The sequence below is a fragment of the Rhodococcus sp. P1Y genome, from assembly GCF_003641205.1.
Lineage (GTDB): Bacteria > Actinomycetota > Actinomycetes > Mycobacteriales > Mycobacteriaceae > Rhodococcoides.
In genome coordinates, this window is the sequence record NZ_CP032762.1 from 4,028,852 (window position 1) to 4,043,935 (window position 15,084).

Genomic DNA, 15,084 nt, shown 5'->3' on the forward strand with positions numbered 1-15,084 from the left:
AGCCGACACTCGACCGAACACCGAGGAGCTATCACGTGCAGCTGCGGCGTGCCGACGTCCTGGACGGCGCAATCTCCATCCTCGACGAGTACGGGCTCGCAGATTTGACGATGCGTCGACTGGCAACCTCACTGCATGTTCAGCCCGGGGCTCTGTATTGGCACTTCAAGGACAAACAGACATTGCTCGGCGCCATCGCGGACGCGCTTCTGGCCGACGTCGACACCCCGCCCACAACGAACGCGTGGGACGAACAGCTCTGTCATGTCGCTCATCGGCTTCGAGATGCGCTGCTGTCGCACCGAGACGGCGCCGAGCTCGTTGCGGCGACCTACGCGTCGCGGCTGGTGACCAATCGGATACGCGAGAGGATTGCCGCCGTGTGCATCCGCGCCGGTCTGCCCCGCAGCGAATCCGAACTTGCCGCGGACACGCTGCTGTACTACATCCTCGGACAGACCGTCGACGAACAGGCGCGGATGCAGATGGATTCTGCGGGAGCGCTCGGCGACGCTGCGTCTCCCCTGTTCGAAACGCCCGACCCGACAAGCCGATTCGACTTCGGTCTCGGGCTCTTCGTGGACGGCGTGCGGCTGAGACTGGGTGACCGTGCCCGGGCCTAACCGCCGAAGACGGGCCCGAGCCCCGCATTGTTCGCGGTGTTACCGGCGAACGGGTTGTCGTGGACCATGTAGGTCCACGTCGACGTCGGCCGCTGGAGACCGGCACTGCCCAGATCGATTCCATCCTCGGTGATGTCGGCCGACTCGAACGTCGACACAGCAGACTCGACTGCCTTCTCCGATACGGTCTTGAAAGCCTCGACGGCGATCCGGTGATACTCGTCGAGGGGGTTCTCCCGACCCAGTGCACGTAGGTGAATACTCTCGCGCACATCGGCCAGATGGGCGAGATACTCCGACCACGAACGGTCCAGATGGAACAACACTATTTTTCGCGCCACAACGGCCAACGTCGCCTCCGACACGGTCTTTCGTAGCTCCGCAACCCGGTCCGGCGCGGCCGAGCTCAAGAGTTCGAGCGCCTCGTCCGAAGACAGCAGCGCGGCGCGGCGCGCATCGAGAATGTCTCGGTGCTGCGCAGTCAATTGGTTGTATCGCCATGTACGAGAATGCACTTCGAGCATCGTGCCCTCGGCGATTCGTTGCGCATGGTCCATCTTGCTCGCAACACCACCGGCGGTGATGAGTCCTGTCTCGTCGTGCTTCTTGGGCTGTTCCTTCGGACCCAGGTTGGAGGTGACTACCTCGTCCTCCCAGCTCGAGAAGAACACCGACCGTCCTGGATCGCCCTGCCTGCCGGCTCTGCCGCGCAGTTGATTGTCGAGCCGTTCGGTCGAGTGACGCCCTACGCCGACGACGAGCAGACCACCCAGGTCGGCCACCTCGTCCTTGGCCGAACCTTCGCCGCTCGGTCCCCCGAGCCTGATATCGGTTCCGCGACCGGCGATTTGCGTGGACACCGTCACCGAACCCCGCACGCCTGCGCGGGCGATCACCTCGGCTTCCTCGGCATCGTTCTTGGCGTTGAGCACCACGGCCGCCACACCTGCAGCATCGAGCAACTCGGCGAGGTCCTCGGACTCTGCGACGTCGTGGGTGCCGATCAGAATCGGCTGACCGGTCTCGTGGACCTCGCGGACGAATTCGACGACGGCCGCGTTCCTGTTCGCCACGGTGTCGTAGACGCGGTCTTCCTCGTCGATCCGAATGTTGGGCTGATTAGGCGGAACGAGTGAGACACCTAGCCTGTAGAACGTCTTGAGTTGCTCACCCGCAGCGAGAGCGGTTCCGGTCATTCCGCACACTGTCGCGTACCGTCCGATCAGAGCTTGGACGGTGATGGTGTCGAGAATTTCGCCGGTTTCCGTAGGCTTCAGGCCCTCCTTCGTCTCGACCGCGGCCTGCAATCCGTCGGGCCATCGCTGCAGTTCGGCGACGCGGCCGCGAGAGGCATTGACCAGCCGCACGCGTCCGTCACGGACGATGTAGTGAACGTCGCGCTTGACGAGTACCTGGGCATGCAATGCGACATTGACTGCTACGAGTGTGGTCCCGACGTGCTCTTCCGAGTACAGATCGATACCACCGAGCTCTTCCTCCAGCTTCTCCGCGCCCTCGTCGGTGAGGAAGACGTTGCGGCCTTCGGCGTCGGTGTCGTAGTGCGCTCCGACGTCCAGCGTTCGCACCGCACCGAACACCTTCTCCGTCGGCACGTCGGTCGACACCGACCCGGCCAGAACGAGCGGCACGAGGGCTTCGTCGACCAGAACGGAATCCGCCTCGTCGACGATGGCGACATCCGGGGTCGGAGTCACCAGGTCGGCGGCGTCATCCACGAGATGGTCTCGCAGAACGTCGATTCCGATCTCGTTGACCGAGGCGTATGTCACGTCTCTGCTGTACGCGGCTCGTCGCTCCACGGGCGTGGACGACTCCGCCACCGACCCGACTGTGAGACCGAGCAACTCGTAGAACGGGCGCATCCATTCGGCGTCACGACGAGCCAGGAAGTCGTTGACAGAGATGATGTGAACCGAGCGCCCGGACAACACGTATCCGACCGCGGCCAACGCGCCGGCCAGCGTTTTGCCTTCGCCGGTTGCCATCTCCACCACGTCGCCCTCACGCATGCGAACAGCAGCGAGGAGTTGTACGTCGAACGGCGTCAGGTCGAGCGCACGTGTAGCCGCCTCACGAACCAGTGCGAGGTACCGGGGAACATCGAGGCGGTCGGCTTCATCGACCCTGAGCTCGGAAGCAGCGACCGCGAGATCGGCATCGGACAGGGCGCTAGCCCATTCCGCGTGATCGGTCGCTCGATCGACGCCGGCGCGGGAGCGCGCTTGCCCCTTCTGCGCAGAACGCCCGAGTATGCGCCAGAACCGATCGGAAGCCACGTTTGAAAAACCACCATTTCTTTGCTGCAGAGCGCGTGCGACGAAGGTACCGCCGTAACAAGCCTACTGATGCAGCACGCACGCGACCGAGCGCTCGGAATATCGGCGCACGTCGTCGACGTTGAGACATGCGGAGCCGAAATGCTCCACAGCAGCAGAAAGGACACGATGACACGCTCGTATGTAAGGGATCCCGCGTCGATCGAGAAGTTGACGCCCGAGCAATACCGCGTCACTCAGAAGGACGGCACCGAACGTGCATTCGCCAACGAGTACTGGGACAACCACGAACCAGGGCTGTACGTCGATGTGGTCACCGGTGAGCCCTTGTTCTCGTCCGCCGACAAGTTCGAGAGCCATTCGGGATGGCCAAGCTTCACCAAGCCCGTCGACGAAACGAACGTTGTCGAGAAGCGGGACTTCAGCCACCTGATGCTGCGCACGGAAGTACGGTCGGCGGCCGGAGACTCCCACCTGGGACACCTGTTCAAGGACGGACCGAAGGATCAAGGTGGACTCCGTTACTGCATGAACTCGGCCGCGTTGCGTTTCGTACCGGTGGATCGCCTCGAAGCCGAGGGATACGGTGAGTACGCAGCACAATTCCGCACCGAGATCGATGAAAGTACAGACGAAGGAGCGACGCAGTGAGCACTACGACCGAGACCGCCATCCTCGCCGGAGGTTGCTTCTGGGGAGCGCAAGAACTGATCCGCCATCGGCCGGGTGTCGTGTCGACGCGCGTCGGGTACTCGGGTGGAGACATTCCCAATGCCACCTACCGTAATCACGGAACCCACGCGGAGGCCGTCGAGATCGTTTTCGACCCCTCCGTGATCTCGTACCGCGACATTTTGGAGTTCTTCTTTCAGATTCACGATCCGTCGACGAAGAACCGCCAAGGCAACGACGTCGGTATGAGCTACCGATCCGCTATCTACTACGCCGACGACGAGCAGAAGCGTGTTGCGCTGGACACCATCGCCGACGTGGACGCGTCAGGCTTGTGGCCCGGCAAGGTCGTGACGGAGGTCGAGCCGGTCGGCCCATTCTGGGAAGCCGAGCCCGAGCACCAGGACTACCTGCAGAATTACCCGACCGGGTACACGTGCCACTTCGTCCGGCCCGGCTGGAAACTGCCGCGCCGCGCGGACGCCGTGAGCTAGTCGACTTCGCAGACAGCACGAACAGATGGTCCCGAGCCGAGGCTCGGGACCATCTTTCGTGATTGCCCAAAGCGGGGAGACCACGCGCAACTCGTGATCCTCACCGCATTCAGGCTTGACCTTGACATAGCGTCAAGGTTCACACTTGCGTCATTCGAATCGGAATTTCAGCCCGACGCGCTCGCAGACGCCATGGCCGACAGCTTGCAGGATTTCACTTCACGACGTCGTTCCGGATCCGGCATCGGATGCATCCGCACACGGTCACGCGTGCGCTGTTGACCCTGCGGACGTCGGGGCAGATCGTCGCCGACATCGATCTCGATTCGGTAGCGAGCGCTCGAATTCATCGACGCTACGGAACTGTCTCTGCTGCAATCGAACACGGTCGGCTCATGCTTCCCAACCAGGATGGAACCAGCGTCGACATCGACCTGACGCGCGCCGTCGACGCGTCACTTCCCGCCCTGCTCCCCCGCTGGCGAAGGAGTGGCCCGATCATGTCCTGTTCGGTACAGGTCGACGATCCAGGCGCCCTGATAGCTGCTCTGACGCGCGATTCAACCGAGCAGCGAAGACCAGCACGAAGAGACCGGTCAGAGTAATGGCTGCGCCCGCCCAGATCGGCGAGGTGTATCCCAGTCCCGCCGTGATGGCGACGCCACCGATCCACGCACCGAGTGCGTTGCCGAGATTGAACGCCGCGATGTTGGCACCCGACGCCATCGTCGGTGCGTCGTTCGCGAACGACATCACGCGCATCTGCAGTCCCGGCACGGTTGCGAAGCCGAACGCACCCATGAGGAACAGCGATACGACCGTTGCCACTTGGCTTTCGGCAGTCGAGGCGAAGAACACAAGCACGACGGTCAGTACTGCGAGCAGCACCAGCAACGTGACAGTGAGGTTGCGATCGGCGGCTTTGCCACCGAGGTAGTTTCCGACGAACAGGCCGACACCGAACAAGATCAGCAGCCAGGGCACCGAACTCGACGAGAATCCGCTGACGTCGGTGAGAGTGAAGGCGATGTAGGTGAATGCACCGAACATTCCGCCGTACCCCAGGACCGTGATCGCGATGGACAGCCACACCTGCACGCGTCGGAATGCACCGAGTTCCGATCGGAGACTTCCGGGGGCTTCGGCGTCGGTAGCCCCGGGAACCAGGGCCACGATGCCGATCAAGGCGACGATCCCGATGACGCTGATAGCCCAGAACGCGGACCGCCATCCATAGGACTGGCCCAGAAGCGTGCCGAAAGGAACTCCCAGCACGTTGGCCGCGGTGAGACCGGCGAACATCATCGCAATCGCCCCCGCCTTCTTCTCCGGTGAGACGAGCGACGCAGCGACGACAGCACCGATGCCGAAGAACGCGCCGTGACACAACGCGGCCACGACGCGTCCAAGCATCATCACCTCGTACGACCCCGACAGCGCGGAAATGAGGTTGCCTGCAATGAACAGTCCCATCAGGGAGATGAGGACATTCTTGCGAGGAAACCGAGTGACAAGTGCGGTGACGACGAGAGCCCCGACCACCACACTGAGTGCATATCCGGTTATCAGCCACCCTGCCTCCGCCTCGGTGACTCCGAAATCCGACGCCACTTCGGGCAACAACCCCATGATGACGAATTCGGTGAGTCCGATCCCGAAACCCCCCATGGCCAACGCGAGCAGTCCCAACGGCATGACGGCGATCCTTTCGATAGATGCATGAGCAGTCATAGAGCGTAAGCAGGTAATTGCAGACGCGTCATAAATAGTTGCACGCGCTTGCTAACTGCGCAAGCTGGTAACCTTGCGTTGTCAATTCGACGTGTACGAGGAGGACCCGTGGCAATCGCCGACGATTCATCGCTCATCCGCGCCCAGGGCTGGCGAACGTTGGCGGCATTGCACGCCCACATCGAGGCCGACCTCGAGCGGGCCCTGCAGTCCGAGCACACCCTGTCGGTCGTCGAGTACACCGTCCTCGACGCACTGGGCCGTCAGGATGGATGGCATATGCGCATGCAGCAGTTGGCCAGAGCCAGCGCCTTGAGCAGCAGCGCAGCCACCAGATTGGTCAACCGTCTCGAAGACCGCGGCATCCTGACGCGATTTCTGTGCAAGGACGATCGTCGAGGCATCTACACCGAACTGACCGAAGAGGGACGGGCGCTACTGGAACGGTCACGCCCCACGCACGACGACGTTCTGGAAAAATCGTTGGCGGCCGCTCAGCTCGTACCCGAATTGGCGCCGCTCGCCGAAGCCTTGCATCGGTTGCCGTCACCCGTTGGCTGATTGTTCACATCAGGCGCAAGCAAAGTACCGTTGGGCGAAATATTCAGTTTCGAACCCCGATACCCGTCGACCGCTGGAGCTTCCTCCCTCTTATGCACGCCCAGTACCAACCTGGCGGTGTTTCCGTCGCGGCACCTACGGCTTCGACGGTTCGGACCGGATCAGTTGTTCGCCAAGATCTCAACGGACTCCGCGGCATCGCGATCGCGCTCGTTGTCGTTTTTCACATCTGGATGGGTCGAGTCTCGGGCGGCGTCGATGTCTTCCTCGTCCTCACTGGATTCTTCTTCACGGCGTCCCTGATCCGCTCTGCTCAGTCGGGCGGTTCGCTGAACCCGATCACGCGAGTGACCCGAATACTGCGTCGTCTCGGACCGCCACTCGTCCTCGTACTCGTCGGGGTTGCAGTCGCCACGGCGCTCTTACTTCCGCGCACACGCTGGGTCGACATCGGTAACCAGTTGGTGTCGGGGCTCTTGTTCTACGCCAACTGGGAGCTCGCCTGGACCTCGCAAGACTATTTGGCCGCAGACCCCACAGTCAGCCCCCTTCAGCACCTGTGGTCGGTCGCCGTTCAGTTTCAGTTCTACTTGGTGGCTGTCGGTGTCGTCTTCGGCCTGGCATGGATAGTTCGGCGATCGCGCGGAGGTGTGAGAACCAGCCCGCCGCCGCGCCTCTACCTTCTGATCTTCGCCGGCGCGTCCATCATGTCGTTTACGTATGCCGCGGACGGAACATCGCGTCTGCAGTCGTGGAACTATTACGACACCGGCGCTCGGTTGTGGGAGATCATGCTCGGCGGGGCGGTAGCGGCGTACTACGCAGCGCTTCCGAGCCGGAGGGCGCCGCGCACCGATTGGGCCCCCCGAGCCGGCCGGGCTGCGCTGGCCACTGCCGGACTACTCGCCGTCGTCAGCTGCGGGTTCCTCTTCGACGGAGTGAACGAGTTCCCGGGACCGTGGGCTCTGTTCCCGGTTCTCGCGACGCTCGCGCTTGTGGTGGCGGGGCCCGATACCCCCGTCGCGCATCTGCTGCGCACGCGCTTCGGACTGTGGCTCGGTTCCATCGCGTTTCCTCTGTACCTGTGGCATTGGCCGGTTCTGATCTTCGTTCTCGCTTACACCGGCGAGCCGACGGCCGACCTGACGACCGGAATGCTGATCGTTGCGGCGTCCGTTCTGCTCGCGATGCTCACCGTTCGACTCGTCGAGAAGCCGATGAACTTGCCACCTCGATCACTCCCACGCATCGCTGTCACCGCAACCGCAGCGACACTGGCGGTCGTCCTCGTCTGTAGCGCCGTCGGGTGGAACCAGTACGTGCAGAAATCGGTGGCCGATCTGCAAGCCAACAATGCAGTCGACCGATACACCCATCCAGGCGCCCTCGAGCTCACGGACGGCGTCGTGGTGCCCGCGGCGGAACTGTCGCCTTCCCTTCTGTCGGCGCCCGACGACATTCCCGCTGCTGCCCTGGACGGTTGTGTAGCCGACTTCGAAACCGAGGACCCGATCAGTTGCCAGTACGGCGATCTCGATGCCGATCGGTTCATGGTGCTCGCAGGCGGGTCACACGCCGAACACTGGATCGACGCGTTGGACCTCCTCGGCAAGGAGCACGGCTTCCGAATTTCGACGTATCTGAAAATGGGCTGCCCGCTCATGGTCGAGTACCTGTCGGAGTACGGCGACGGCGACTTCTCCGGTTGCCCGGTGTGGTCCCGCTCGGTGTTGGACTCGATCGCGTCGTCGCAACCCGACTTCGTCTTCACGACGTCCACGAGGCCACGAGAGGACGGCGCGGGTGACTACACCCCGGACTGGTACGTGGACGTCTGGGCCGAACTGGCATCGAAGGGGATCCCCGTTCTTGCGATGCGCGACAACCCGTGGTTGGAACAGGACGGGCTGGCCTTCCGCGCGATCGACTGCCTGTCCGACGGTGGAAGCGCGACCTCCTGCGGCGTACGACGTAGCCAGGCTCTCGACACGATCAACCCGACGCTGGCGGCCTCGTTCCGACTCCCGACGGTCCTACCGCTGGACCTCACGAATGCGCTGTGCGACGGACAGGTATGCCGCGCCATCGAAGGCAACGTGCTGATCTACCGCGATGAACATCACCTCACGGCGACCTACATGCGCACCCTGACCAGCGAGTTGGGCAGACAGATCGCAGAGCAGACCGCTTGGTGGTGAGCGGAGTTCGATCCGGTCACAGTAGGGTTTCATCCATGTCTGTAGATGCACCCACCGAAACACCCGCGATCGAAATCTGGCCCGGGTCCGCCTATCCGCTGGGAGCGACCTACGACGGCGCAGGCACCAATTTCGCGTTGTTCTCCGAGGTAGCAGAAGCTGTCGACCTATGCCTGATTCACGATGACGGCACCGAGACACGAATCCGTTTCGAGGAATCCGACGGTTACGTCTGGCACGCGTATCTGCCCTCCGTCATCCCGGGACAGAAGTACGGCTACCGAGTACACGGTCCGTGGGATCCCGAGAACGGCCATCGCTGCGATCCGAGCAAGCTTCTGGTCGACCCGTACGGCAAAGCGTTCGAGGGTGAGTTCGACGGGGATCGCTCGTTGTTCTCCTACAGTCTCGATGTCCCCGCCGCAGCCCCGGAGTCCGAATCGGAGTCGGAGGCGGATGTCGACGCCAAGCCCTTCGAGGACGAGCTGGATCTGGAAGATCCCGACGAGACCGTCGTCGAACCGGAGCCTGTTGCGCACGACGACGCCCCGCGTGACGACTTCCCCCAGCACGATTCGCTCGGGCACACGATGACCACGGTCGTGATCAATCCCTTCTTCGACTGGCAGAACGACCGTGCACCGAGGCGTCCGTACCACGAGACGGTCATCTACGAGGCACACGTCAAGGGCATGACGATCACGCATCCGGACGTGCCGGAGACACTTCGCGGCACGTACGCGGGACTCGCCCACCCGGCGATCATCGACCACCTGCTCAACCTCGGTATCACCGCGATCGAACTGATGCCCGTTCATCAGTTCATGCAGGACCAGACACTCCTCGACCAGGGCCTACGGAACTACTGGGGTTACAACACCTTCGGGTTCCTCGCCCCCCACGCGGACTACTCGTCGAATCCGACGGCGGGCGCCGCCGTGACCGAATTCAAGGCGATGGTGCGCGCCTTCCACGCCGCAGGGATCGAGGTGATCCTCGACGTGGTCTACAACCACACCGCCGAGGGCAACCACATGGGCCCGACCATCAGCTTCCGCGGCATCGACAACGCCGCCTACTACCGCGTGGTCGACGGAGATTCCGCGCACTACATGGATTACACGGGCACCGGCAACAGTCTCAACGCTCGCCACCCGCACACACTTCAGTTGATCATGGACTCGCTTCGTTACTGGGTCACCGAGATGCACGTGGACGGCTTCCGGTTCGACCTCGCATCGACTCTCGCTCGTGAGTTGCACGACGTCGACCGCCTGAGCGCCTTCTTCGATCTGGTCCAGCAGGATCCGATCGTCAGTCAGGTCAAGCTCATCGCCGAGCCGTGGGACATCGGCGAGGGCGGCTACCAGGTCGGTAACTTTCCAGGCCTGTGGACCGAGTGGAACGGAAAGTATCGCGATACCGTCCGCGACTACTGGCGCGGTGAGCCCGCAACTCTCGGCGAGTTCGCATCGAGGCTCACCGGCTCCTCGGATCTCTACGAAGCAACAGGGCGACGCCCGGGTGCGAGTATCAACTTCGTCATCGCCCACGACGGGTTCACCCTCAACGACCTGGTGTCGTACAACGAGAAGCACAACGAAGCCAACGGTGAGAACAACAACGACGGCGAGAGCCACAATCGTTCGTGGAACTGCGGAGTAGAGGGTCCCACCGACGATCCCGAGATCCTCGACCTCCGAGGACGGCAGATCCGCAACATCATGGCGACGTTGCTGCTGAGCCAGGGCACACCGATGATCGCCCACGGGGACGAACTCGGGCGAACGCAGCAGGGCAACAACAATGTGTACTGCCAGGACTCGGAACTCGCCTGGATGGATTGGTCGCTGGCGGAAACCAACGCCGACCTCATCGAGTTCACACGCAACGCGATTGCACTGCGCAACGATCACCCGGTGTTCCGTCGGCGACGATTCTTCGAGGGCAGACCGATCCGAACGGGCGAACAAGCCCGAGACATCGCGTGGCTCACCCCTGCGGGCGAGGAGATGACACCCGAGGACTGGGACAGCGGCTTCGGCAAGAGTCTGACCGTGTTCCTCAACGGCGACGGCATTCCCGAGCCGAACCAGCGAGGAGAACGCGTCGTCGACGACTCGTTCCTGTTGTGCTTCAACGCACATCACGAGACCATCGAGTTCCTGACGCCGGACGGCGAGTACGCCAACGAGTGGACCGTCGCGCTGGATACGGCGGTCCCGACGGGAGCAAGTGAGAATGTCATAGAAGCGGGTACACCGGTGAAGGTGGCCGCCCGGTCGCTCCTTGTTCTACGAAAGACGGACTGACACGATGCCGATCCCCTCCAGCACGTATCGACTTCAACTGCGTGGGGACGAGTTCACGTTCGGCGACGCGCGCCGCATCGTGGACTACCTCGACGACCTCGGGGTGACTCACGCCTACCTCTCGCCGATCCTGTCGGCAACCGACGGCTCGACTCACGGGTACGACGTCACCGATCCCACCTCGGTCTCTTCCGCTCTCGGCGGTCGTGAGGGCTTCGAAGCGCTGGTGGCAGAACTACATTCACGCGGAATGGGTGTGATCGTCGACATCGTTCCCAACCATGTCGGAGTCGACGATCCACGCCAGAATGCGTGGTGGTGGGACGTGCTGGGCAAAGGAAAGTCGTCCGATCATGCGGCGTTCTTCGACATCGACTGGGCAGAGGACAACGGAGTCGACGGCAAGATCGCACTTCCGATCCTGGGATCTGCGGAGGACGTCTCGGAGCTGACGGTCGATCGGACCGGCGACGTGCCGTTGTTGGCCTACTACGAACACAGACTTCCTATCTCTGTCGGTACCGACGAAAACGACGCACAGGCAGTCCACGACCGCCAGGCGTACCGCCTCGTCAGTTGGAAATCGGGTCTCGTCGGTTACCGGAGATTCTTCTCCGTCAACGGACTCGCGGGTCTTCGCCAGGAGGACTTCGACGTCTTCACCGCCTCGCACACCCAGGTGAAGAGCTGGATGGACGACGGTCTCGTGGACGGCCTTCGCGTCGACCACCCGGACGGATTGGCCGATCCCGCAGGCTATCTCACCGAACTGCGCGAACTGATCGGCGAGGATCGCTGGCTGGTCATCGAGAAGATTCTCGCGCGCGGCGAGCCGTTGGACGAGTCGCTTCCCGTCGACGGCACCACGGGTTACGACGCTCTGGCCGACCTCGGCGGTGTGTTCGTCGCACCGTCCGGTGCGGCGGCTCTCGGGGAACTGTCGATGTCGCGGTCCGGTGCACGTGGCGACGCGGCGTGGCTGCATGCCGCCGAAGAATCGTTGAAGACCGCGGTCGCGCGAGGCGACCTCGCGCCGGAAGTCAGACGGCTGGCGCGAGCAGTCGTGCGTGAGTCGGGCACCGGCATCGGAGTCGAATCGGTGATCGACGGCCTCGTCGCGGTGGTCGCGCGCATGCCGTACTACCGCTCGGACTACGCGCCCCTCACCGGGACTGTCGGGGGCGTGATCGGTTCTCTCATCCTCGAAAGTCGTTCTCTGGAACCTGCTTTCGACGCCCTGGCAACCGCTCTGATCGCACGCGGCGAATCAGCGGTTCGCTTCGAGCAAGTGTGCGGGGCGGTCACCGCCAAGGGCGTCGAGGACTGCCTGTTCTATCGTGCCACTCGATTGATCTCGTTGCAGGAGGTGGGCGGCGACCCCGCCGAGTTCGGAGTTGAACCTGCGCAATTCCATTTGGCCAATGCCGATCGTGCAAGAACGTGGCCCGCCGCGATGACGACATTGTCCACTCACGACACCAAGCGCGGCGAGGACGTGCGCGCGCGCATCGGCGTTCTGTCGCAGACTCCCGAACTGTGGGCCAGGTGCATCGCCGACTGGGAACTGCTCGCACCGAGTCCCGACGGCGCGACCGGACTCTTCCTGTGGCAGAACTTGTTCGGCGTGTGGCCCGCGGACGGTGTCATCACCGACGAGTTGCGAGGCCGCATCCACGCCTACGCCGAGAAGGCACTCCGCGAAGCCGGGACGCGAACCGGATGGACCGAGCCCGACGAGGTATTCGAGCGCGAGGTTCACGACTGGCTCGATTCGATACTTCGGGGCACCATCTCGGAGTCCGTGTCGATGCTCGTCGCCCGCCTGGACCCGCACGGGCGGAGCGACGCGCTCGGTCAAAAGCTCTTGCACCTCGCAGGCCCCGGCGTTCCCGACGTCTACCAAGGCACGGAACTGTGGGAGGACTCGCTCGTGGACCCGGACAACCGTCGGCCGGTGGACTATTCGGTGCGGAGAACGCATCTGCAGGACGGCTCCGCCTCGGTACCCCATACGTCCGAAGCAGCCAAGTTCAAGGTAGTCACCGAAACTCTTCACGTTCGGCGGGAACGCCCGGACAGCTTCGTAGGCGGAACCTACACACCCGTCTCGGCGACGGGATCGGCCGCGTCGCACGTCGTCGGTTTCGCCCGCGGACCCGTCCTCGGTGAGCCGGACGTGATTGCCCTGGCAACCCGCCATTCGCTCGCACTCGAGACCGAGGGTTGGGGAACCACGAGTGTGGTACTCCCCGAGGGACAGTGGCTGGACAGATTGACCGGCACCGTGCACTACGGCAAAGCTCAGGTGAGCACAGTGTTCTCGGCTCTGCCGGTTGCACTGCTGGTGCGCGACAAGATCGTCAGCGAGACCTCAGGAGAACGTGACGCATGACCCACCGTTTCGAGGTATGGGCACCCACACCGACCACAGTGCAACTGCATCTCGACGGCTCCCTGCACCCGATGCAGAAGAGCGCCGACGGGTGGTGGTTCACCGACGTCGATGCCGCCGAGGATGCACGTTACGGCTTCGTACTGGACGACGACACCGCTGTGCTGCCCGATCCGAGGTCTCCGAGACAACCGGACGGTGTGCACGAGCCGTCGCAGTTGCACCGCCTCGACGACAGCGTCTGGACCGACTCGGCATGGACGGGCCGTCAGCTGCAGGGCGGGGTCATCTACGAACTGCACATCGGAACGTTCACTGCCGGCGGAACTTTCGATGCGGCGGTCGAACGCCTGGACCATCTCGTCGACCTGGGCGTGACGTTCGTCGAGATCATGCCGGTCAACGGTTTCAACGGTACCCACAACTGGGGCTACGACGGCGTCCTCTGGTATACGGTGCACGAGGCATACGGCGGACCGGACGGGCTGCAACGACTGGTCGACGCCTGTCACGCGCGCGGCCTCGCGGTCATCCTCGACGTCGTGTACAACCATCTCGGCCCATCCGGGAACTACCTCGAGCGGTTCGGCCCGTACATGGCGCAGGGCGCCAACTCGTGGGGTCAGGCGATCAACTACGCCGAGGCGAACTCGGGGGTTGTGCGTCGGTATGCAATCGAGAACGCGTTGCGCTGGTTCTCCGAGTTCCACATCGACGGTCTACGGCTCGATGCCGTGCATGCGATCGTCGATCACACGGCCGTTCATCTGTTGGAAGAGTTGGCCGTCGACACTCGTAGGCTCGCAGCTCACCTTCAGAGGCCGCTGACGCTGATCGCGGAGAGCGATCTGAACGATCCGAGTTTGGTGACTGCACGGTCAGGGGGTGGGTACGGCCTCGACGCACAGTGGGACGACGATATCCACCACGCGATCCATGCTGCCGTCTCGGGCGAGCGCCAGGGCTATTACGGCGATTTCGGTTCGCTCCAGGGGCTCGCAACAACGTTGCGGCACGGCTTCTTTCATGCAGGGACCTACTCGAGCTTCCGGGGACGCGTCCACGGCCGCGCCGTCGACACGAGGCGAATTCCCGCGAGCTCGTTCGTCACGTACACCACGACGCACGATCAAGTCGGCAACCGCGCGATAGGCGACCGTCCCGGCTTCTACCTCTCCCCCGGCCAACTCGCGATCAAAGCTGCACTGGTGCTCACGTCGCCGTACACGCCGATGTTGTTCATGGGCGAGGAGTGGGGCGCGTCGACCCCGTTTCAGTTCTTCACCTCGCACCCCGAGCCGGAGCTGGGCAAGGCGACTGCCGAAGGCCGCAAGGCGGAATTCGCCGAACACGGCTGGGACAAGGAAGACATTCCCGACCCGCAGGATCCGGAGACGTTCACTCGTTCCAAACTCGACTGGTCGGAACTCGGAACCGGTGATCACGCACGGCTTCTCGATAACTACCGAGGGTTGATCGCGCTCCGCAGACAGTTCGCGGAACTCTCCGATCCTTGGCTCGGACACGTCAAGATCGATTACGACGAGGACGCACGGTGGATCGTCGTGCATCGCGGTTCGCTGCGCGTGGTCTGCAATCTGTCGGAGCGCGAGGTCACGGTGCCCGTCGGCGGCACGACACTGTTGGCGTGGGAAGACCCGACCTCCGACGAAACCGGTTCTGCGACGTCGATTCCCGGTCATTCGTTCGCGGTGTTGGCGGCTACGCCGCCCGTGCGTGCGTAGTTACCGCCCGACGTAATTACCCACTCACGAGCCTGGATCTGCTCGTGAGTGGGTAATTA

Annotated in this window: 11 protein-coding genes; 8 read left to right on the forward strand and 3 right to left on the reverse strand. The window is 63.1% G+C overall.

Features of this window, described 5'->3' with window-relative positions; genetic code table 11:
- Positions 1–35: 35 nt before the first annotated feature.
- Positions 36–623 carry a TetR/AcrR family transcriptional regulator C-terminal domain-containing protein gene (locus tag D8W71_RS18545; RefSeq protein WP_121115472.1) on the forward strand — a complete coding sequence of 196 codons (588 nt, stop codon included), beginning with the start codon at positions 36–38 and terminating at the stop codon, positions 621–623.
- Here D8W71_RS18545 and secA2 read toward each other — a convergent pair.
- Positions 620–2,950 carry an accessory Sec system translocase SecA2 gene (secA2, locus tag D8W71_RS18550; protein ID WP_442972060.1) on the reverse strand — a complete coding sequence of 777 codons (2,331 nt, stop codon included), beginning with the start codon at positions 2,948–2,950 and terminating at the stop codon, positions 620–622. The genes D8W71_RS18545 and secA2 overlap by 4 nt on opposite strands.
- Positions 2,951–3,088: 138 nt before the next feature.
- Between secA2 and msrB the strand changes: the two genes are divergently transcribed.
- Entirely contained in the window at positions 3,089–3,571 is a 483-nt protein-coding gene (gene msrB, locus D8W71_RS18555; protein ID WP_121119519.1) for a peptide-methionine (R)-S-oxide reductase MsrB, read from the forward strand.
- Entirely contained in the window at positions 3,568–4,086 is a 519-nt protein-coding gene (gene msrA, locus D8W71_RS18560; protein ID WP_121115475.1) for a peptide-methionine (S)-S-oxide reductase MsrA, read from the forward strand. Before msrB ends, msrA begins: the two co-directional genes overlap by 4 nt.
- Positions 4,087–4,253: 167 nt before the next feature.
- On the opposite strand, the gene D8W71_RS18565 is transcribed toward msrA, so the two are convergent.
- The gene (locus tag D8W71_RS18565; protein ID WP_121115477.1) at positions 4,254–4,436 is read right to left on the reverse strand and encodes a hypothetical protein; all 183 of its coding nucleotides are present in this window, start codon (positions 4,434–4,436) and stop codon (positions 4,254–4,256) included.
- A gap of 148 nt (positions 4,437–4,584) precedes the next feature.
- The gene (locus D8W71_RS18570; RefSeq protein WP_121115479.1) at positions 4,585–5,781 is read right to left on the reverse strand and encodes an MFS transporter; all 1,197 of its coding nucleotides are present in this window, start codon (positions 5,779–5,781) and stop codon (positions 4,585–4,587) included.
- Positions 5,782–5,925: 144 nt separating this feature from the next.
- Here D8W71_RS18570 and D8W71_RS18575 point away from each other — a divergent pair, with 144 nt between their 5' ends.
- The 5 genes from D8W71_RS18575 (at position 5,926) to treZ (ending at position 15,025) form a co-directional block, all read left to right on the forward strand.
- A complete protein-coding gene (locus D8W71_RS18575) occupies positions 5,926–6,378 on the forward strand; it encodes a MarR family winged helix-turn-helix transcriptional regulator (RefSeq protein WP_121115481.1) in 453 nt (150 codons plus the stop codon).
- Between the two features lie 92 nt (positions 6,379–6,470).
- On the forward strand, positions 6,471–8,576 hold the full coding sequence (locus tag D8W71_RS18580) for an acyltransferase family protein (RefSeq protein WP_121115483.1): 2,106 nt from the start codon (positions 6,471–6,473) through the stop codon (positions 8,574–8,576).
- A gap of 35 nt (positions 8,577–8,611) precedes the next feature.
- Positions 8,612–10,888: a glycogen debranching protein GlgX gene (gene glgX / locus D8W71_RS18585; protein ID WP_121115485.1), complete on the forward strand. Its 2,277-nt coding sequence runs from the start codon at positions 8,612–8,614 to the stop codon at positions 10,886–10,888.
- 4 nt (positions 10,889–10,892) lie between these two features.
- Positions 10,893–13,280, forward strand: a complete 2,388-nt coding sequence (treY, locus tag D8W71_RS18590; RefSeq protein ID WP_121115487.1) for a malto-oligosyltrehalose synthase — start codon at positions 10,893–10,895, stop codon at positions 13,278–13,280.
- Positions 13,277–15,025 (forward strand): malto-oligosyltrehalose trehalohydrolase, encoded by a 1,749-nt coding sequence (gene treZ, locus D8W71_RS18595; protein WP_121115489.1) that lies wholly within the window; start codon positions 13,277–13,279, stop codon positions 15,023–15,025. Before treY ends, treZ begins: the two co-directional genes overlap by 4 nt.
- Positions 15,026–15,084 lie beyond the last annotated feature (59 nt).